At 73.9% G+C, this 19,426-nt stretch carries 18 protein-coding genes and 2 pseudogenes; 6 read left to right on the plus strand and 14 right to left on the minus strand.

Going from position 1 to position 19,426, the window contains the following annotated elements; genetic code table 11:
- Window positions 1–108: 108 nt before the first annotated feature.
- Both DFQ13_RS00325 and DFQ13_RS00330 read left to right on the plus strand, forming a co-directional pair.
- On the plus strand, window positions 109–732 hold the full coding sequence (locus DFQ13_RS00325) for a response regulator transcription factor (protein WP_035285339.1): 624 nt from the start codon (window positions 109–111) through the stop codon (window positions 730–732).
- Between the two features lie 420 nt (window positions 733–1,152).
- Window positions 1,153–2,757 (plus strand): PucR family transcriptional regulator, encoded by a 1,605-nt coding sequence (locus DFQ13_RS00330; RefSeq protein WP_110078354.1) that lies wholly within the window; start codon window positions 1,153–1,155, stop codon window positions 2,755–2,757.
- 40 nt (window positions 2,758–2,797) lie between these two features.
- Here DFQ13_RS00330 and DFQ13_RS00335 read toward each other — a convergent pair whose 3' ends face one another.
- From DFQ13_RS00335 to DFQ13_RS00370, 8 genes are all read right to left on the minus strand, one after another.
- Window positions 2,798–4,045 (minus strand): lytic transglycosylase domain-containing protein, encoded by a 1,248-nt coding sequence (locus DFQ13_RS00335; protein ID WP_110078355.1) that lies wholly within the window; start codon window positions 4,043–4,045, stop codon window positions 2,798–2,800.
- A gap of 91 nt (window positions 4,046–4,136) precedes the next feature.
- Window positions 4,137–4,703, minus strand: a complete 567-nt coding sequence (locus tag DFQ13_RS00340) for a TetR/AcrR family transcriptional regulator (RefSeq protein WP_110078356.1) — start codon at window positions 4,701–4,703, stop codon at window positions 4,137–4,139.
- A gap of 4 nt (window positions 4,704–4,707) precedes the next feature.
- Window positions 4,708–6,021, minus strand: a complete 1,314-nt coding sequence (locus DFQ13_RS00345) for an ABC transporter substrate-binding protein (protein ID WP_110078357.1) — start codon at window positions 6,019–6,021, stop codon at window positions 4,708–4,710.
- Window positions 6,008–7,084 (minus strand): branched-chain amino acid ABC transporter permease, encoded by a 1,077-nt coding sequence (locus DFQ13_RS00350; RefSeq protein WP_035285410.1) that lies wholly within the window; start codon window positions 7,082–7,084, stop codon window positions 6,008–6,010. The genes DFQ13_RS00345 and DFQ13_RS00350 overlap by 14 nt, the downstream gene beginning before the upstream one ends.
- Entirely contained in the window at window positions 7,084–7,935 is an 852-nt protein-coding gene (locus DFQ13_RS00355) for a branched-chain amino acid ABC transporter permease (RefSeq protein WP_110078358.1), read from the minus strand. The genes DFQ13_RS00350 and DFQ13_RS00355 overlap by 1 nt, the downstream gene beginning before the upstream one ends.
- Window positions 7,935–8,627, minus strand: a complete 693-nt coding sequence (locus tag DFQ13_RS00360; RefSeq protein ID WP_084176012.1) for an ABC transporter ATP-binding protein — start codon at window positions 8,625–8,627, stop codon at window positions 7,935–7,937. The genes DFQ13_RS00355 and DFQ13_RS00360 overlap by 1 nt, the downstream gene beginning before the upstream one ends.
- A 2-nt stretch (window positions 8,628–8,629) precedes the next feature.
- Window positions 8,630–9,397: an ABC transporter ATP-binding protein gene (locus DFQ13_RS00365; protein WP_110078359.1), complete on the minus strand. Its 768-nt coding sequence runs from the start codon at window positions 9,395–9,397 to the stop codon at window positions 8,630–8,632.
- Window positions 9,398–9,548: 151 nt separating this feature from the next.
- Window positions 9,549–10,472 carry an oxygenase MpaB family protein gene (locus DFQ13_RS00370; protein WP_110078360.1) on the minus strand — a complete coding sequence of 308 codons (924 nt, stop codon included), beginning with the start codon at window positions 10,470–10,472 and terminating at the stop codon, window positions 9,549–9,551.
- A 192-nt stretch (window positions 10,473–10,664) separates the two neighbouring features.
- On the opposite strand from DFQ13_RS00370, the pseudogene DFQ13_RS00375 reads away from it, so the two are divergent.
- A pseudogene (locus DFQ13_RS00375) lies at window positions 10,665–10,979 on the plus strand (VOC family protein); the annotation flags it as partial.
- A 288-nt stretch (window positions 10,980–11,267) separates the two neighbouring features.
- On the opposite strand, the gene DFQ13_RS00380 reads toward DFQ13_RS00375, so the two are convergent.
- Window positions 11,268–11,705, minus strand: a complete 438-nt coding sequence (locus DFQ13_RS00380) for a peptidase inhibitor family I36 protein (protein ID WP_110078361.1) — start codon at window positions 11,703–11,705, stop codon at window positions 11,268–11,270.
- Between the two features lie 204 nt (window positions 11,706–11,909).
- On the opposite strand from DFQ13_RS00380, the pseudogene DFQ13_RS35850 reads away from it, so the two are divergent.
- Window positions 11,910–12,035, plus strand: a pseudogene (locus DFQ13_RS35850) (hypothetical protein); the annotation flags it as partial.
- A 129-nt stretch (window positions 12,036–12,164) separates the two neighbouring features.
- Here the strand turns inward: DFQ13_RS35850 and DFQ13_RS35855 are convergent.
- The gene (locus tag DFQ13_RS35855) at window positions 12,165–13,763 is read right to left on the minus strand and encodes an FAD-dependent oxidoreductase (protein ID WP_407643113.1); all 1,599 of its coding nucleotides are present in this window, start codon (window positions 13,761–13,763) and stop codon (window positions 12,165–12,167) included.
- 99 nt (window positions 13,764–13,862) lie between these two features.
- Window positions 13,863–14,204, minus strand: coding sequence for a helix-turn-helix domain-containing protein (locus DFQ13_RS00400; protein WP_063935985.1), 342 nt, complete (start codon window positions 14,202–14,204; stop codon window positions 13,863–13,865).
- 233 nt (window positions 14,205–14,437) lie between these two features.
- Between DFQ13_RS00400 and DFQ13_RS00405 the strand changes: the two genes are divergently transcribed.
- Window positions 14,438–14,800, plus strand: a complete 363-nt coding sequence (locus DFQ13_RS00405; RefSeq protein ID WP_035285322.1) for a CU044_2847 family protein — start codon at window positions 14,438–14,440, stop codon at window positions 14,798–14,800.
- Window positions 14,801–14,843: 43 nt separating this feature from the next.
- Here DFQ13_RS00405 and DFQ13_RS00410 read toward each other — a convergent pair whose 3' ends face one another.
- The 3 genes from DFQ13_RS00410 to DFQ13_RS00420 are packed head-to-tail and all read right to left on the minus strand — an operon-like array spanning window position 14,844 to window position 18,066.
- Window positions 14,844–16,073: a hypothetical protein gene (locus DFQ13_RS00410; RefSeq protein ID WP_110078365.1), complete on the minus strand. Its 1,230-nt coding sequence runs from the start codon at window positions 16,071–16,073 to the stop codon at window positions 14,844–14,846.
- A 2-nt stretch (window positions 16,074–16,075) separates the two neighbouring features.
- Complete coding sequence (locus tag DFQ13_RS00415; protein ID WP_110078366.1) at window positions 16,076–17,167, minus strand: glycosyltransferase family 4 protein; 1,092 nt, start codon at window positions 17,165–17,167, stop codon at window positions 16,076–16,078.
- On the minus strand, window positions 17,164–18,066 hold the full coding sequence (locus DFQ13_RS00420) for a GDSL-type esterase/lipase family protein (protein ID WP_181399774.1): 903 nt from the start codon (window positions 18,064–18,066) through the stop codon (window positions 17,164–17,166). Before DFQ13_RS00420 ends, DFQ13_RS00415 begins: the two co-directional genes overlap by 4 nt.
- Before the next feature lie 511 nt (window positions 18,067–18,577).
- On the opposite strand from DFQ13_RS00420, the gene DFQ13_RS00425 reads away from it, so the two are divergent.
- Window positions 18,578–19,399, plus strand: a complete 822-nt coding sequence (locus DFQ13_RS00425; protein WP_063935984.1) for a glycosyltransferase family 2 protein — start codon at window positions 18,578–18,580, stop codon at window positions 19,397–19,399.
- Window positions 19,400–19,426 lie beyond the last annotated feature (27 nt).

Raw genomic sequence — 19,426 nt, forward strand, 5'->3', positions numbered from 1 at the left:
GGTCGGACGACCGCGTTGAGCGGCCGTCGCGCTGTGTTGAGCCGGTGTTGAGCCCGCCGCGCACAGTGGGGGTCGGCACAGCGCAGCACCGACCAGAGGGGCGACGAGATGAACCGCATCCCTGTCCACGTCACCGCCATCGACCCGATCCTGCGGACCGGGGTGGACTCGCAACTGCGGTCGCGGCCGGAACTGCTCCTCGTCGCCCACCCGGCCCAGGAGCCCGGGGTGGTCAGCGTGGTGGTCAGCGACGTCGTGGACGACGCCGCGCTGGCCCTGGTGCGGGAGCTGCGCGGCCAGGGGGTGCGCCAGGTGGTGATGGTGCTCGCGCTGATCGACGACAGCGCGCTGTTGGCCGCGATCGAGGCGGGCGCCTGCGGCATCGTCCCGCGCGCGGAGGCCACCCCGGAGCGGCTGGTGGCCGCGATCGGGCACGCCGCGGGCATGGGCGGGGTGCTCTCGCCCAAGCTGCTGGGCAGGTTGCTCGACCAGGTCAACCGGTTGCAGAACCAGGTGCTCGCGCCCAGGGGCCTGCGGCTGACCGGGTTGTCGGACCGGGAGGCGTCGGTGCTGCGGCTGATCGCCCAGGGCATGGAGGTGCGCGAGATCGCCCACGAACTGTCCTATTCGGAGCGGACCATCAAGAACACGCTGCACGACGTGGTGAACCGCTTCCAGTTGCGCAACCGCGCGCACGCGGTCGCCTTCGCCCTGCGCGAGGGGATGATCTGAGCCGGGGGTCCGCACCACCGACCCCCGGCGGGGGCTGTCACCGACAGTGGAGTTGATCACAACGTGGTCCGGGCGGTACCGGACGCCACCCGGGGAGCCCGCATCCGGATCGACCAGCGCGAACAGGACGAATCCGAGCGCGCCTCGCGCCGTCGCGACCACAGTGGAAGGCGTACCGGGCCGAAATGCTTGCCCTCTTTGGTGAATCGTCCGATCGGGTGACGCCTGAACGGACCGTACCACCGGGCCGGTGATCGTCGTTGTCCTGGTGAACAGAAGACGGAGACCGCCCGGCAGCGTCGCCCGCGGACTCCGAACGGGGTCGGGGGATCGCGTCCCAACCGGGCGCGCGGTCGGTGAAAAGGTGACGCGCCGGTGGGTGCGCCGCCCGCGTCGTGCGGAACTGAGGAGACCCAGTCAATGTCCGTTGCGCTCAGTCGCCTGCTGTCCGTCGGATTCTTCAGCGACCAGACCGTCTTCGCCTCCGAGCGCTCGCTCGAGACGCCCGTCGACTCGGTCACCGCGGCACCGGCCGCGGCCGCGGTGGCCGAGGTGACCCCCGCCTCCCTCGTCGTGTTCGGCCGCACCCAACTGCGCGCCGAGGACGTCGACACCGACCTGGCGATCCGGCTCGCCGCCGAACGGGGGGCCACCGGTCTGCTGTTGCAACGGCCACCGCAGCCGCTGCCCCAGGCCACCCGGTCGCTGGCCGAGCGGTCCGGGGTGGCGCTGGTCCTGGTCGAGGACGCCGAACCCAACCGGCTGGTGCCCGCCATGGACCGCTACGTGCGCGCCCCGGAATCCGCCGACAGCGGGCTCGTCGGCCTCGTCGCGCACCGGCTGCGCGCGGCCCCACCGGACCCGGCGGAGATGGTCCGGCTGCTGGGGACGGCGCTGCGCCACCCGGTCGGCCTGGTCGACCCGACGGGCCGGGTGGTGGCCGGGGACCTGCGCCCGGCGCTGCTGCCGCTCACCGCGCCCACCGCCGCCCGGCTCGCCGCGGCCCGCCCGCTGTCCCGGGTGTGCTCGGCCGGGCCGGACGCGCTGCTGCTCCTGCACCCGGTCCACCCCACCCCGGGCGGACCGGCGAACCTGTGGTTGGCGGCCGAGGTCCCGGTGTCGCCCGCGGCGCACGTGCGCGTGGTCACCCAGGCCCTCGGTGTGGCCGCGTGGGCGTTCGTCGCGCACTTCGCCACCGCCGCGGTCGACCTGGAGCGCCGGGGCAGGCGCCTGGAGGCGCTGCTGACCCGGCTGCTGGAGGAGGCGGGCGCGCCGAGGCTGCCGGTGCTGGAGCAGGCCACCGCGGCGGGCTGGCGGCTCGGCGGCTGGCACAGCGGTGTGCACGTGCGCTTCCGCGCCGGGCAGACCCCGACCGCGGTCGTCCGCGACCGGCTGCGCGAGCACCTGGCCACCCGGGGCGTCCGCGCCGAACCCGTCCCGTACGCCGACGGGTGGTCACTGTGGACCACCTCCCCGGTCGCACCCGGCCCGCAGGCGCAGGTCGACCTGATCGACGCGGTCCGCCGCGCCCTGCTCGCCGCCGAGCACGACTGCCCCGACCTGCGGCTGTGCGCGGGCGTCGGGTCCGCGGCGGAGGGCACCGCCGGGCTGCGCGACTCGCTGCGCGAGGCCCGGCGGGCGAGCGTGCTCGCCGGTGCCCGCGACGTCGCGGGCGCGGTGGAGCACATCGGCGCGAACGACGTGAAGCGCCTGCTGTCCAACAGGTACACCACGGGTGTCCAGCAGGACCTCGCGCACCAGTTGCTCGGCCCGCTCGGCGCGGACGCCTCGGGGCAGCTCCTGCACACCCTGTCCTGCTACCTGGACAACAAGTCCTCCGCCACCGCGACCGCCGCGGTGCTCGGGGTGCACCGCAACACCGTGCTGCAACGGCTCGACCGCATCCGGACCCTGCTCACCGTGGACTTCACCGACCCGGACGAGCGGCTGGCGCTGCACCTGGCCACCCGGCTGGTGCGGACCGGGACGCCGCACCGGGCGGGCGAGGACGTCGCCGCTTCCTGAGCCCGCCACGGCGGTGCCGGGGCGATGACCGCCACGGCGGTCACGGGGCGGGGGTGCAGGTGGGTGTGGGGGAGGGCAGGCCGAGGAAGCCGCCGAGCAGGCCGGTCACCGGGACGAGCACGCACGTCAGGCCGGTCACCGGGTCCACCAGCACCTGCCCCACGGTGCCGACCGCGCCCTGCACCACACCACCGACCACCTGGGGCAACTCGGGCACCGACGGTACCGGCGGCACCGGCGGCGGGGGTGGTGCCGGGGCGGGCGGTTGCGGGCGGGGCGTTCCGGGCTGGGAGGTTCCGGGGGGTGCCGGTGTGCCGGGCGGGGGCGGTGTCGGGCCGGTGGTGGGCGGTGTGGTGGGTGGTGTGGTGCCGGGCTGGTGCGGGGGAGCGGGGACCGCCTGCGGTGCGGCGGGCAGGGCGACCGCACCGCCGCCGCCCTCGGTCGCCGGGGTTCCTCCCGGGGCCGTCGGTGCCACGGCGGTGACACCGCCCGCGTAGGCGGCCATCCACGACCGGACCAGGCGCAGGTAGGCCGTGGAGTGGTTGTAGCTGAGCACCGCCGAGTCCAGGCCCGCCTCGGTGCGCAGGTCCCGGCCGCCCGCGCACAGGTAGCGGGCCGCCGCGGTGGCCGCGTCGTGGACGTTGTGCGGGCTGGCGACCCCGTCCCCGTTGCCGTCGGTGGACCACCTGGCCCAGGTGCCGGGGATGAACTGCATCGGGCCGACCGCCCGGTCCCAGCGCGCGTCGCCGTCCAGCCCGCCCAGGTCGGTGTCGCCGATGGCGGCGACGCCGGGGGCGCCGTCGAGCCGCGGTCCCAGGATCGCCTGGACGGTGGTGCCGCCCGCGTCGACCCGGCCGCCGCGGGCGTGGCCGGATTCCACCTTCCCGATGGCGGCCAGCAGGGGCACCGGCACCCCGCACCCCGGCTGCGAACCGGCCAGCGCGAGCGCGGCCCGCCGGTAGGCGGCCAGCACGGGGGCCGGGATGCCCGAGACCGACGCGGGCCGGTCCACGACGGTCCCGCCGCCGGGCGAGGTGCGCTCGACCACCGGCACGACCGGCGGTGCCGCGGTCGGCGGGGTGCCGCCGTCCGCCCCGGGGACCGGGGCGGGCACACCCTCCACGACGCGCGGCCGGACCGGGGCCGGGTCGCCGTGCGCCCCCTGCCGCGCCCGCGCACCGGGCGACCCGGCCGCCCCGATCGCCGACGTGGTGAGCAGCGCCGCGATCACGGCGGCCGTGCGCGGCACCGCGCGCTGCCCTCGGGTGGGTGGGGTTGCTCGGGTCATGCCCCCGAGTAGAGCACCGCGGGCCCCGTTCCCGGGGCCCGCCAACGCTTTCCTGCCCTCGGGGGCAACCCTTCCCGCCCGCGCGGGCTCCTCAGGGGGTCAGGCTGCTCAGGGTGAGGTCCGCGAAGTGCCGCGCCACCTCTTCGGCGCTGAGCGGACCGTCCGGGTGATACCACAGGCCGAGCCGGTGGACCGCGCCGAAGTGGTAGCTGACCGCCAGTGTCGCCGGGACGTCGGACCGGAACGTCCCGTCCCGCTGCCCCTCTTCGATCAGGGCCTTGACCCGGTCGTGGTAGCCGCGGCGCTCACCGCGGACCATCTCGCGAACCCGGGGGGACAGCAGGTGGAAGGACTGGAAGAAGACCACCGCCTCGTCCAGGTCCGCGATCGTCGACTCCACCACGTCGCTGATGATGGCGTGCAGCTTCTCCCGCAGCGGCAGGTCGGAGTCGGCGATGGCCTCCATGCGCAGCCGCTGCCCGCCCTGCATCTGCCGGTAGACCTCGACGAGCAGGTCTTCCTTGGTGGCGAAGTAGTGGTAGAGGGCTCCCGTCGTCACCCCCGCCGCGTCGGCGATCTCGCGGACGGGGGTGGCGTCGAAGCCCTTGCGCGCGAACAGGGTGATGGCCGCGCGCACAACTCGGTCACGTACAGGCACCGGCTCAGCCAACCAGAGCCACTTCGGCCGGGGTGCGGCGGGCGGTCGGCGCGGCGGTGATCGGGCCGGTGCCGCGGTCGGTGACCATCGGCTCCTGGACGACCTTCGGGGTCAGGTCGGGGGAGACGGTGAACACGAACGCCCCGGTGTAGCCGGCGTGGGAGTCCTTCGAGAACGCGAACGGGGTCATCCCCGGCCCGGACAGCGAGCCCGACGACATGGCCTCCAGCAGCTTCGAGCGGGTCAGGTCGCGGCCCGCCAGCTTGACCGCCTGGGCGAACGTGTACGCCTGCGCCATGCCGGAGACCAGCGTGTTGGTGAGCGGCACGTCCGGGATGTAGCGCTGGTGGATCTCCTTGAACAGGGTGATCCACGGGTCGTCGGTGTCCACACCGGGCAGGTAGCCCGCGCCGATCATGCCGGTGAGCAGGGCGGACGGCGACACCTCCGCCCCGGCCTGCTTGCTGAACGCCGACAGCAGGCCGCTGAGCGTGCGCGTGTCGGCGCCGATGCTGTTCACCACGAACTGCGGCTTGTAGCCCAGCCGGGCGGAGGTGAGGACGGCCAGGGCGGTGAACGCGGGCACGCACTCGCACACCACGACCTCGGCGCCCGCGCCCTTGAGCGCGGTCAACTGCGGGAGCACGTCGGTGTTGGCCGAGTCGTAGGGCTGCCGGGACACGACGGCGTCCTTGACGAACTGGTCCAGCCCGGCCTGCGCGTCGCGGCCCACGTCGTCGTTCTGGTAGAGCACGCCGACCTTCTTGCCCGCCAGGTTCTCCTTGACGTACTTGCCCAGGATCTTCGACTCGCGGGTGTAGTCCACCTGGAAGCCGTAGGTCATCGGCCGCGCGGCCGGGTCGTCCCACGCCAGCGCCCCGGAGGACACCAGGACGTCCGGCACGCCCTCGGTGGTGAGGAAGTCGAGCACCTTGGAGTGCGTCGGCGTGCCGAGGCCGCCGACCACGGCGAACACCTGGTCCTGGAGCACGAGCTTCTTGACCACCTCGACGGTTTTCGTCGGGTTGTAGCCGTCGTCCTCGACCCGGTAGTCGATCTTGCGGCCGTTGATGCCGCCCGCGTCGTTGACGTAGGAGTAGACGGCCCTGGAGCCCGCCGAGATGGAGGCGTAGCCGGAGGCGGCCGGGCCGGTGAGCGGTTGGTGGGTGCCGATCACGATGGAGGTGTCGGTGATCCCGGCGGTCTCGTTCTTCACCCCGCTCGCGGCGCCGCCGCCACCGGGGTCGGTCTCGCCCGCGCCCCCGCAGGCACTGAGCAGCAACAGGGCCGAGAGCCCGATGATCCTAGCCTTCAACATGGCTGTCCTTCCGACGCCGGAGCGGGATCTTCCTGAGCAGGCCGTGGATTCCCTGGGGGAGGACCAGCACCACCACGATGAGCACGACACCGAAGATCGCCAGCGGCAGGAAGTTGGCGACGTCGGTGCGCAGGGACAGGCCGTGGGCGAGTTCTTCCGCGCCCGCCTGGAGGGCGACCAGGGCCAGCGCGCCCCACAGCGCGCCCCACAGGCTGCCGACGCCGCCGAGCACGACCGCGGCGAGCAGCGTCAGCGACAGGGCGGGGGTGAACGAGCCGGGGGCGGCGGTGCCCAGCAGGAACGCCTGCAACCCGCCCGCGAGCCCACCGCAGACGGCGCTGACCAGGAACGCCAGCACCTTCGTCCGCCCGACCCGGATGCCGGCCAGCGCCGCGGATACCTCGTCGTCGCGGACCGCGCGCATCTCCCGGCCGACCCGGCCGGAGGTGATGTTGGCCAGCACGACCATTCCCAGCAGGACGGTCGCCCACACCACCCACGCCTGCCAGCGGGTGGTGGGCACGTCCAGGCCCGCGGGCATGCTGTTGACGGTGAAGCCCAACCCGTTGCTGCCGCCCAGGAAGTCCGGGAAGCGCTGGGTGATCGCGGGCAGGCCGACCGCCAGCGCCAGCGTGGCCCCGGCCAGGTACGGGCCGTGCAGCCGGGCCGCGGCGGCCCCGGTGAGCACCCCGGCGACCCCGCTGACGGCGGCGGCGATGAGCAGGTCGGCCCAGAACGGCAGGCTCGGCACGTGGGTGACCAGCAGCGCCACGGTGTACGCGCCGACGAACAGGAACGCGCCGTGGCCCAGCGACACCTGCCCGGTGAGCCCGGTCAGGACGGTCAGCCCGGCGGCGGCCAGCAGCAGGTACCCGACGGTTGCGACCCGGACGTTGGTGAACGGGTCGACCACCGAGGACACCGCGACCACCACGGCGAAGGCGAGCAGCGCCCAGAGCAGGTGGCGCACCAGCGGCGGCAGCGCCGCCCGCCTCGGCGCTCGCCCGGACCGGATTCCCCCGGCTCGGCTCTCCGCTGCCTGGATCTCCTCCTGGGACACCATCACACCCTCCTGGCCACGCCGCGCCCGAACAGGCCGTGCGGGCGGAAGGTCAGCACCAGCACCAGGATCGCCAACGACGCCAGGGTCACCAGCTCCGGCCCGACGTACCCGGACACGTACGACAGCACCACGCCCAGGCCGAACCCGCCGATGATCGTGCCCACCGGGTTCTCCAGCCCGCCCAGCACGGCCGCGGTCAGCGCGTAGACGAACACCGCGTCGAGCACCGTGGGCGACAGGAACGGCGGCGCCGCGAGCACCCCGGCGAGGGCGCCCACCACCGCGGCCAGCGTCCACCCGATGGTCAGCATCAGGCCCACCTTCACCCCGACGAGGCTCGCCACCTCGGGTTTGAACGCCGCGGCCCGCATCCGCAGGCCCAGCGTCGTCGCCCCGAACAGGGCCAGCACCGCCCCGGCGGTCACCAGCACGACCACCACCACGAACACGGCGGCGGGGGAGAAGGCGCCGCGGAAGTCGAAGGCGTAGGGGAACGACTTGGGTTCCGCCGACCAGATCATCCCGCTGACCGCCTGCAACAGCATCAGCAGGCCCAGGGTGGCGATCACCGGGGCCAGCTCCCCGGACCGGCGCAGCGGTCGCATCAGCACCCGCTCGGTGAGCGCGCCGAGGACGCCGCCCGCCACGAGCGCCACCAGCAGCCCGAGCCAGTAGCCGCCGGTCGCGCGGTTGACGCTGTGGGCGAGGTAGGCGCACAGCAGCGCCAGGGCGGGTTGCGCGAAGTTCACCACCCGGGTCGCCCGGTAGATGATGACCAGTGCGAGCCCCAGCGCGGCGTAGATGGCGCCGTTGGTGAGCCCGCCCAGGGTGAGCGTGAGGAAGTCGGGCATCAGAACCCCAGGTAGGCGTGTCGGAGTCGGTCGTTGTCGAGCAGGTCCGCGGCGGGGGCGTCGGCGACGACCCGGCCCAGGGACAGCACGTAGCCGTGGGTGGCCACCGACAGGGCGCCGCGGGCGTTCTGCTCCACCAGCAGCACGGTCAGCGCCAGTTCGCGCAGCACGCGCAGGATGCGCGCGGTGACCATCGGCGCCAGCCCGAGGGACGGCTCGTCGAGGATCACCGCCCGCGGCCCGCTCATCAGCGCCCGGCCGATCGCCAGCATCTGCCGCTCCCCGCCGGAGAGCGTGCCCGCCTGCCGGTCGAGCCGCTCGGCCAGCGGCGGGAACAGCTCCAGCACCTCCCGGCGGGTGCGCTCGCGGTCGGCCCGCGCCCGCCACAGGCCGCCGAGCCGGAGGTTGTCCGCCACGGTCAGCTCGGTGATCACGCCGCCGTTCTCCGGCACGTGCGCCAGCCCGCGGCGCACGATCCGGTCGGGCGCCCAGCCGGTGATGTCCTCGCCGTCGAAGGTGACCGTGCCGGCGTTCGGCGCGGCCAGGCCGCTGACGGTGCGCAGCAGCGTCGTCTTGCCCGCCCCGTTCGCCCCCAGCACGGCGGTGATCACGCCCGCCTCGGCGGCGAGGTCCACCCCGTCGAGGGCGCGCACCGGTCCGTAGGCGGTCGCCAGGTCCTGTACTCGCAGCACGGTCAGCCCGCCGTTCCGAGGTAGGCCTCGGTGACCCGCTCGTCGGCGCGCACCTGTTCCGGTGGCCCGTCGGCGATCACCCGGCCGAAGTCGAGGACGGTGATGTGGTCGCACACCCGCATCACCATGTCCACGTGGTGTTCGACCAGCAGCACCGCCGTGCGGTCGGTGAGCCCGCGCAGCAGCACCACCAGCTCCTCCACCTCCACTTCGGACAGACCGGAGGCGGGTTCGTCGAGCAGCAGCAGCTCCGGCTCGGCGACCAGCGCCCTGGCCAGCGCCACCCGCTTGCGCACGCCGTAGGGCAGCGCCCCGGGCAGCGCGTCGCGCCACCGGGCGATGTCGAGTTCGTCCAGCATGCCCAGGGCGCGCTCGGTCAGCCGCCGCTCGTCCCGCGCCGCCCCGCGCAGGCCCAGCAGGGTGCCCAGGGCCGAGGACCCGCGGTGCCGGTGCGCGCCGACGAGCACGTTGTCCAGCACGGTCGCGCCCGCGAACAGCCCCAGCCCCTGCACGGTCCGGGTGATCCCGAGCCGGGCCAGGTCGTGGGTCCGGTGGCGGCGCAGGGACTCCCCGCGCCACAGCACCTCCCCGCGCACCGGCCGCACGAAGCCGCAGATGACGTTGAACAACGTCGTCTTGCCCGCCCCGTTGGGGCCGATGACGCCGTGCACGGTGCCGGGGCGCACGGCCAGGGAGACGTCGTCGAGCGCGGTCAGCCCGCCGAAGCGGACGGTGGTTGCGGACACGGTGAGCGCGGGATCGCTCTGCATCGGGGCCAACTCCTTCGGACGCCTCTGTCCTCACGGAATGTCCCACTATCTGGGACCGACCATACCGAGCGTTCGGTATGTCGGGCAATGATGCGACCGTGACTCCCGTCCGTCAAGGGGCCTTTCGGTCCAGTCGGGGTTTTCGGGCGTTTCAGCCCCGGCGCTCGGCGTGCACCGGGCAGTAGTGGCGGGGATCGGTGCGGTCGCGCGGCAGGTACCGCTCCGGGGTGTGCACCAGCGGTGTCGAGGCGGGCAGCCTGCCGGACGCGCGGTCCAGGCCGTCCCTGGCCCGGGGGTGCTTGCGCAGCCGGGGCGGCACCAGCCGGAACGCCAGCCCGACCGCCGCGCCGAACACCCGGTGCGCCCGTTCGTCCCACGTGGACCACCGGTAGCCCAGCAGGTCCCGCACCGGCTGGTCGTACATGCCCACGGTCACCCACGCGAACCCGCGCGCCACCACCGCGCGGGTCGGCCGCCACAGCCAGTCCGGCAACCACGGCGCGAACGGCGGCGCGGGCATCGTGGTCAGGTCCAGCACGTCCCGCGTGGCCCTGTTGTCCTCCAGCACCTCGCGGCACATGTGGTCCCAGTAGCGCTGGAAGTCCTCCCAGGTGTCCGGCACCGGGCGCATGCTGACGCCGTACCGGGCGTACCAGGTCTTGTGCTCCTCGAACAGCTCCCGCTTCTCCCGCTCGCCGATCCCGCCGCAGAAGTGTTGCGCGGTGAGCAGGGTGCCGTAGAAGAACGTCGCGTGCGCCCAGTAGAAGACGTCCGGGTCGAGCGCGTGGTACCGCCTGCCCCGGGTGTCGACGCCCCTGATGTCGCGGTGGTAGTCCCGCACCTCCCGCCCGGTCTCCTCGGCCCGCTCCCCGTCGAACACCACACCGCCGATGGGGTAGAGCGAGCGGAACAACCGCTCCCACCGCTCCTCGAAGAACTCCGAGTGCTCCTCCACGGCGGCGCCGAGCTTGGGGTGCATGTTCTGCATCGACCCGGCCCAGAGCCCCTGGAGCATCCCGCGCCAGTCGCCGAAGTACTCCCAGGTGACCGACCCCGGTCCGAGCCCCTCCGCCATGACGTTCCCTCCGGCAGGAATCGACCACCCCGCCGCCGAGCTGACAACGGGTGTTGTCAGGCTAGAAGCCGACAACGCCCGTTGTCAACGCGAGGCGGCGATCCCGTTCGGCCCGACCTGTCGGTGTTCGGACCTGTGGACCCCCACCCCGGGGTTCCGAGGCAGGCGAGGCGCTGGGCCACCATGGCGTCCATGGCGTTCCTGCAACTCACCGCGATCCTCGTCGAGGACTACGACGACGCGATCGACTTCTTCACCGAGGCACTGGGATTCGAGTTGGCCGAGGACTCGTCTGCCCGCACCGACGACGGTCGTCCCAAGCGCTGGGTGGTCGTCCGCCCGCCGGGCGCGGAGACCGGCATCCTCCTCGCCCGCGCCGACGGCGAACACCAGATCGCCGCGATCGGCGAGCAGCACGCCGGTCGGGTCGGGTTCTTCCTCCGCGTCGACGACTTCGACGCGAGCTACCGACGCATGCGCACCGCAGGTGTCGAGTTCCTCACCCAACCCCGAACCGAGCCCTACGGCCGGGTTGTCGTCTTCCGCGACATCGCAGGCAACCGTTGGGGCCTCCTCGGTCCCGTCGGCTCTCCACCCCGACACCCTCGCCACCCGCCGCAACCTGGACTACTGGCGGGGCAGGGTGGACGAGTGAGTCTCGATCATCTTCGCGGGCACTCCCCGGACTTCTCGGGTGACCTGGGTCGGATGGTGTCGTGGTGGCTCGGCGATGGGAACCCCAGTTCAGCGCGGCGAACGGCTGATCGAGGGTGGTCGGGGCAGGATGCGGGGCGGTCACCTGGTGGGTTGTGGGGCCGGATTCGCCGTGAACTCGTGGGAGGCGTTTTCCAGCCAGGTCTTGGCCAGGTCGACCTTCTGCCCGGAGGCGACGGTGTCGGCCGCGCCCTGGTTGTCGGCGTCGAAGTGGACGGTGACCGTGTGGGTGGTGGAGCGGTTCCACGCCGACGTGGCGTTGTTCTTGACGCAGGCGCCCAGGCCGGGGCCCGGTCCGGTGAAGGTCTGGCAGTCCGGGGCGGTGTCGCCGTAGTCGGCGACCGTGGCGGTGAAGTCGGCGAGCGCGCCGGACTGGTCCTGGCCCCAGTACAGGCAGAACTCGCCCTCGTCGCACACCCCGTCGCCGGGGGTGGCGGCGGTGGCCGTGCCCGCCTGCGACACGATGAGCGCGATGGTCCCGGCGAGGGCCGCCGCGGTCCGCACAAGACGTTTCCCCATGGTGTTCCTCCCGGTTGGGGCCGTGGCGCCGCCTTGCCGGGCGCCCCACGTGGACGAGCCTGCTGCACTTTCCGGTCCGGTACCGGCGCGACCACCCCATCGGGTGCCCAGCACCCCTCGATCGGCACCTTCCGACCCGCCCCGACCCGCCCGCCCCGCGCCTGTCCGCCACGACCGGGTGGTCAGGGGTGAGAATGGTCCGCGATGGCCTCCTCACTCGCCGACCGCCGTGCCGCCCGCCGCGCCGCCCTGCTCGCCGCCGGGGTGGCGCTGCTGGGTGACCCCGGCCGCCCCGGGGTGTCCGTCCGGGCGGTCTGCCGGGCCACCGGGCTGACCGAGCGCTACTTCTACGAGAGCTTCCCCGACCGCGACGAGTTCGTCCGCGCCGTCTACGACGACGTCGGCGCCCGCGCGCACGACGCCCTGGTGGCGGCCACCGGGGGCGCCGACCGGGAGGACCTACCGCGGGCCGCCGTGGCCGCGTTCGTCGACCTCATCGTGGGTGACCCCGCGGTGGGGCGGGTGCTGCTGCTCGGGCCGCTGACCGAGGCCACCCTCGGGTCGCGCGGGCAGGAACTCGCCCCCGCGTTCGTGGCGCTGGTCCACGACCACCTCACCGCCGCCGACCCCGCCGAGCGGCAGATGATCGCCCTCGGCGTGGTCGGGGCGCTCACCACCCTGTTCATCGCCTTCCTCGACGGCACGCTGACCGTCCCCCGCGCCCGGCTGGTCGAGCACTGCACCGCCCTGGTCGCCTCGGCGGGGCGGGCGTAGCACCTTCCACAGCACGCTCGGGGCGAGCAACACCGCCGGGCCGCGCACCAGGTGCGCGGCGAGGAAGAAGCGGCGGAACACGTCCGGGTCGCCGGGGATGACGTCGTCCAGGCGGGCGAGGTACCACTGGGCGAGGCGGGCGCGGGCCGGGGTGGGGTGCGGGTCCCAGGTGAGGTCGGCGGCGGTGGCCATGGCCCAGGGCAGCGCCAGGGCGCGGGCGACCCGCTTCTGGAACACCCGCGGCAGGTCCGCCGCGCCCCGGTCGAGGAGGTCGCCGAGGATCTGCGCCTGCACGGCGGTCACGGTCATGCCCTGGGCGTGGACGGGGTTGAGCGTGCACACCGCGTCGCCCAGGCAGAGCAGGCCCCCGGGCCAGCGGGGCATCCGGTGGTAGTGAACCCAGCGGCTGTCGAGGTGGGCCATGCGGTGCGCGCGGCCGAGGGGTTCGCCGCCGGTGATCGTCTCGGCGAACTCCGGGCTGCTCAGGGTGCGCGCGTAGTCGAGGAACCCGGCCGGGTCGGTCGGGGCCGCCTGGCCGTCGGCGCCCATCAGGGTGAGCAGGCGGTGCCCGTCCTCGGTGGTGACGAGAACGCCGCCGCGGCGGCGGTCCGGGGCGCGCGGGAACTCGGCCACCGTCGTCCAGTCCGCTGTGGACGGTGCGCGGAACAGGCGGGTGGTGTAGACGCCCTCGCCGGTCACCGACACCTCCTCCGGCCTGCCGAACCCCGCCGCGCGCAACCAGGTGGGCAGCTTCGTCAGGCGGCCGCTCGCGTCCACGACCAGGTCGGCGCCGATCTCCTCGTGCGCGTCCGGGAGGGCGGACCCGGTGACCCCGGTGACGCGGGTGCCCTCGGCGTCCCAGCACAGGCCGTCCACGGTGAAGCCGGGTCGGGTGGTGACGCGCGGGTCGTCGAGGACCCGGCGGCGCAGGCAGCGCTCCAGGGTGACCCGGGTGGCGGTCTGGATCGGCAGGCCGATCCGACCGCGCGGGGCCCAGCCGGTGGGGAGGCGGTAGCGGGCGCTCTCGCCGAAGTCCGCCCGGGTGGCGCCGCGCGCGGCGAGTTCGTCGCCGAGGCCGGGGAAGAGGCCTTCGAGTACGGCCGACCCCCTGGCCAGCAGGGCGTGCGGGTGGTGGGCCTGCGGGATGCCGCGCCGGTGCGCGGATTCCGCGGTCACCGGGTCCTGCTCCAGCACGACGACCTCGGCGAAGTGCCCGCTGAGCACCCGGGCCGCGCACAGGCCGCCGAAGCCGCCGCCGATCACCACCGCGCGCTGTGCTGCCATGCCGCGAGGGTGGCACCCGAACCGGAACGGCAGTGACCTGGGCCACGAAGCTCACCCGATCGTCGCAGCTCGAATACTCCTCGGTTTGTCGGGCCGGGTTCAGGCGGGGCGCCGCACCGACCCGGCGGTGGCCGGGCTCGGCGGGTCGCCCGGCCAGGCCCACGCCACCGCCGCGGGCTGCGGCAGCGGCTCGGCACCGGGCAGCGCGCACAGCGCGACGACCCGGTCCAGCGACAGGCCCAGCGCCGCGGCGATCGCGGCCACGGTGAAGAACGACGGCCCGGCGATCCGCCCGGCCTCGATCTTGCGCAGCGTCTCGCTCGGCAGCCCGGCCCGCTCCGCGATCGCCGCCAGGGTCAGGTTTCCCCGCGCGGCCCGCAGCAGCGAGCCGAGTCGCCTGCCGCGTTCGCGCTCCTCGGACGTCAGGGGGTGTCGGACCATGATCCGGACGCTAGCGGCCCGGCCGGGGCCGCCGCACCGGTCGAGAGACCCGGAAGTCGTCCGCGATCAGCGGTACCGCGGTGGGCCGAACGGCCTTCCGGCGGGGTGGACCGGATGCTGAATCCCGATCGCGCCTCGACCTGGTCGTCTATCGTGCTCGGGTGCTCGGCCGGTCCGGGGGCGCGGCGACAACGCCCCCGGCGCGGCACCGGCGAGGGACGAGGAGTGGCGGTATGACGGAGTCGAACCCGGAACTGGCGAGGTTCCCGCTGGCGGGCGGCGGGGCCGTGCTCGTCGAGGTGGACGGGCGGGCGGGGGTGGAGCGGGCGGGCAGGCTGCCCCGGGTGCTGCTGGAGGCCAAGACCGGCTTCGACGGCGCCCTCGCCGAGGTGCGCGACGCCGCGGTGGCGGCGCTGGCCCAGTTCACCACCATGACCCGGCCCCCGGAGGAGATCGAGCTGAAGTTCGGCATCAAGCTCGACGCCGAGGTCGGGGCGGTGATCGCGCGGACCGGGGTGCAGGGCCAGTTCGAGGTGAAGCTCAAGTGGCGCAAGGACCCCGCCCCGCTGGAGGAGGAGTCGGTCGAGGAGGCCTGACCCGGCCGGGGGGAGCGGCGTACCGCTCCCCCCGACCGGCGGTTCAGCCCGCCATGTCGGCCAGCAGGGCCGTGGGCGCGGCGAGGGCGGCCAGCGCCTTGTCCACGGTCTCGGTGCTGACCACGTTCTCGTCGTGGCTGGCGGTCAGCTCCATGTGGTCGCGGGTGCGGATGGCGAAGACCGTGATGCCGTCCGGGCCGTAGGAGGGGCTGAAGCCGAAGAAGCGCTTGGTCCCCGTGTCCAGCCACGGCATGTCCGCCAGGCCGGGCAGGGTGGGCATGGAGTTGAACGTCAGGGTGACCCTGTCCGGGCGCGGGGCCAGGGCGGGCGCGGGTTTCGGGGTGGCCGAGACCGCGCCGATGAGCGAGCCGAGGGCGAGCGCGGGCAGGGCGCGGCCGGTGTCGCGCGCCTGCTTCATCGCGGCCTCCACGGCGGCCGGGTCGCCCAGGTCGGTGCGCAGGTAGAGGCTCTTGGACAGGTTGCCCCACCGCGGGTCGTCCGAGGGGCCGAGCATCCCGCGGACGTCGATCAGCGCCCACAGCCCGTCCCCGTTGAGCGGGACGCCGTGGGAGACCAGCGCGCGGTGGGTCATGCTGGTGAGGACGCTGGTGATGGAGATGCCCTTGGCGTGGGTGTTGCGCCAGCGGGTGATCTCGCGCAGCGCCGGGTTCGGGATGACCGCCCCGGTGAAGTCGGGGCGGGTGCGCTCGGGGGCCGTGGTGGCCGCGGCGACCGGGGGAGCGGTGCGGTGGCGCACGTAGTCGACCCAGTCCCGGCGGTGGGTGCGCAGCCCGGCGCGCAGCGCGTGCAGCACGGTGCGCGTGGGGGTGCGGGCGGCCAGCTCGTCCAGGCCCTCGCCGCGGGTGGCCGCCATCAGCAGCCGGGTGAAGGTGGACGCGTCGCCGACGGCGTGGCTGATGTCGCCGAGCACCGCGGTCGGGCTGACCACCAGGCGGACCGGGAGGTCGCGCGGCGGCGCCAGGTGGGCCTTGATGTACCCGGTGAGGTCCTCGGGGTCCGGGTCGGGGGCGGTCACCACCATCCGGGCCACGTGCTCGGCGCGGTCGCCCGCGCGCACCGGCAGCCAGCGGCCGGTGGCCTCGTCCAGGCGGGAGGAGACGGGCGAGTCCGGGTGCAGGTGGGTGAAGCGCAGCAGCGCCGCCCGGATGGCCTCGACGTCGGTGGCCACCGGGGTGACCAGCAGGACCGAGCGCTGGTGCAGCCAGGGGCGGTCGAGCGGGCCGACGCGGCGCGGGCGCGGTCTGTCGGTCATGGTCAGTCCTCTCCACGGAGCGCGGACCGGTAGATCGCCAGGGTCTCCTCGGCGATCCGCCCCCAGTCCGGCACGTCGGCCTCGTCCCGCCGGGTCTCGGCGAGCGCCTGGGTGACCGCCGCGGCGACCGCGGCGGGCTCGGGTCCGACCAGCCGCGCCGCCCCGCCCAGGTGCTCGGCGGCGATCTCGCGGTGGGCGGGGATGTCGCTGAGCACGACCCCGGCGCCCGCCGCGGCGGCCTCCACCGGGGCCATGCCGAACGCCTCGTGCTCCGACAGCGACACCAGCACCGCGGCGGTGCGCAGCCAGCGGTGCACCTCGTGGTCGTCGACGCCGCCGGTGAACCGCACCCGCCCGGCGACGCCGAGCCCGGCGGCCAGCTCGCGCAGCTCGTCGGACTGGGAACCGGTGCCCACGACCACGACCTGGACGTCGGCGGGCAGCAGCGGCAGGGCGCGCAGCAGCGCCGCCACCCGCTTGTAGGGCTCCAGCCTGCCCAGGCTCAGGACCGTGCGCGGCTGGTCCGGGAACGGTTCCGCTGCCCGGATCGCCGCCACGTCGACGCCGTTGGGCACCACGTGCGCGCGGTCCGCGGCTCCCGGGAAGTCGCCCACGAGCTGGTCGCGTTCGGCCCGGGACACGCACACCACCGCCCGCGCCGCCCGGAACAGCAGCCGACCGACGAACCGGTAGACCACGTGCAGCGCCGAGGCCTGCCTGCTGTGCCCGCCGCCGTGGTAGTGCGGGGTGAACACCACGGGGCGGGCGAACCCGCCGAGCGCGGCGAACCCGCAGGCGGCGTGGTAGCTGTGCACGTGCACGACGTCGCTGCCCCGACCGGCGCGCAACCCGGCCAGCAGCAGCCGCGGCGAGATCGACATGACCGTGGTGCGCCAGGCCGGGAACACCCGCACCGGCATGCCGCCGGGGCGCTCCAGCACCGGCCGCGGCACGCCGCGGCGCGCGGTGAGCACCCGCACGTCGACCCCGCGCGCGCTCAGCTCGCGCGCCAGGTGCCCGGTGTGCGCCTCGACCCCGCCGCGCTCGGGCGGAAAACCGGGGGTGACCAGGGTGACCCGCAGCGGCGCGGTCATGCGATGTGGGCCGCGCGCACGACGTGCTCCGCGATGAGCCGGTGCCCGTCGGCGGTGGGGTGCACGTCGCCGTACCGGCAGAAGTAGGTGTAGAGGCAGGCGGCGGCGACGGCGGTGGGGACGGTGCCGTAACCGGGGACCGAGGTGGTCTGGGTGAGCGGCACGTAGCCCTGGGCGGCCTCGGTCACGTCCACGAACTCGGCGCCGACCTTCGCGTACTCCGCCCGCAGCACCGGGTTCACCAGGTCGCGGAAGACCCCGACGGAGGCCGCGGCGACGTCCCGGCCCGGGGCGCCCGCGGTCACCCAGTAGCCGAGCAGCATGTCCGGGTAGCTCACCCCGACGATCGGCACGTCCGGTCCGGCCGCGGCGCGCAGTTCGGCGAGCACCGCGGCCAGGTCGGTCCGCAGCCGTTCGACCGAGGCGGTGACGCAGTCGATGGCGTCCGGCCGGGGGGCCGCGCCGATCGGCAGGCAGGGGCGCACGTCGTTGCCGCCGACCACGACGGTGACCAGGCCCACGCGCCCGCGGTTCTCGGACAGGAACTCCACCGCCGCCCGCGCCTGGGACAGGCCGCCGTAGTCCGGGGCGCCGGGGGCGAGCGCGGTGGGCGCGCAGCCGGGCTCGGTGCGCAACTGCGCGGTGCTGACGCCGGAGCAGCCGAAGTTGGCCAACCGCATCGGCAGGCCGTGCGCGACGGTCTGCTCGGCGACCCGGTAGGCGAACCCGTCGGTGGAGGTGCCGCCGCCGTCGGCGCCGGTCGGCTTGTAGCCCGCGGCGTAGGAGTCGCCGACGGAGACGTAGTAGCGCTCGCCGGGGGCGGCGGCGGTCGAGGTCGCCGCGCACCCCGACAGCGCGAACAGGGCGGCGGATGCCGCCGCGAACAGGCGAACCGACACGGAGCGCGTTCCTTCCGACCGGGGGTGGAGTTCACGACAAAGCGGGGGACCGCGGGAGCGCAAGGTGAAGCAGGCGGAAACCCGACATCTCGTACTTGCGAACGCGCGGGAGCCAGGCGCGATTCATGTTCTCCGGGCGAAGGGTACTACAAATGCCCTCGACCGCACTCCGGAAAGTTGTTCATGATTTGTCCAGTGCTGTGTGGACAGTGGATCAGCGCTCTTCACGGCGTTGTCAGGTCGGGTGCACTGGGTGATGTTACTTGGCAACAGTTACCCGGACAGGTTGTGTCACTCGGGCACAGAAACTGTTCTCAGCGGGGAGTTGATGAACGGTGTGTAGTTAGATGTCCCTCAAGTTACGCTGTGTTACACCTTCGGGTGGTGACGCGTGGTGAGGCCAAAAGAGTGAAACCGCGCACGTTTGGCCCATTTGAGTAACAGCGGACAAGATGATTGCGAAATCCTGTCCGTAGCTCGTCCCCACCTGTCAGAAGACTTGGGAGAACTGATGGTGCGCCTCTCCATCGTCATGCCGGTCTACAACGAGAGCGCCACTATCAGATCGGCCATCGAGCGCGTGTTGTCGGTCGATTACCCCTGCCCGGTGGAGCTGATCGTCGTCGACGACGGCAGCTCCGACGACACGCCGGAGATCCTGCGCGAACTGACCCCCCGGGGCCTGCGGCTCGTCGAGCACCCGCGCAACCTCGGCAAGGGCGCCGCCGTGCGCTCCGGCGTGCGCGAGGCCGAGGGCACCCACATGATCATCCTCGACGCGGACCTGGAGTACTCGCCCGGGGACATCCCGGCGATGCTGGAACCGGTCCTGCGCGGTCGCGCCGACCACGTCTTCGGCGCTCGGGTCTTCGGCCTCAACACCCGCTACCAGTCGTTCCGGTTCGCCGTCGGCGGCCGGGCGCTCACCCTCGCGGCGAACCTGATGTACGACTCCTGCCTGACCGACATGCACACCTGCCTCAAGCTGCTGCCGGTCGCCGACTTCCGCGCGCTCGACCTCACCGAGGACGGCTTCGGCCTCGACACCGAGCTGACCGCCCGGCTGATCCGCGGCGGCGTGCGCCCGTTCGAGGTGCCGGTCAGCTACGTCGGCCGCTCGGTGGCCGACGGCAAGAAGATCAACTGGAAGGACGGGGTGCGCTGCCTGTCCATCCTGGCCAAGGTCCGCACCGAGCGGCACCCGCAGGGGCTGTCCTACGCCACCGCCACCAACACCCCGCACGTCCCCGCGCCGGTCGTCCCGCACGCGGTCGACCTGGACGCGCCGCGGGCGGTCACGGCCACCAGCGAAGAGACCCCGCTCGCCATCTGAGCGGGCGCACCACCGAAAGGCAACGGA

The sequence above is a fragment of the Actinokineospora spheciospongiae genome (genome assembly GCF_003182415.1).
GTDB classification, from domain to species: domain Bacteria; phylum Actinomycetota; class Actinomycetes; order Mycobacteriales; family Pseudonocardiaceae; genus Actinokineospora; species Actinokineospora spheciospongiae.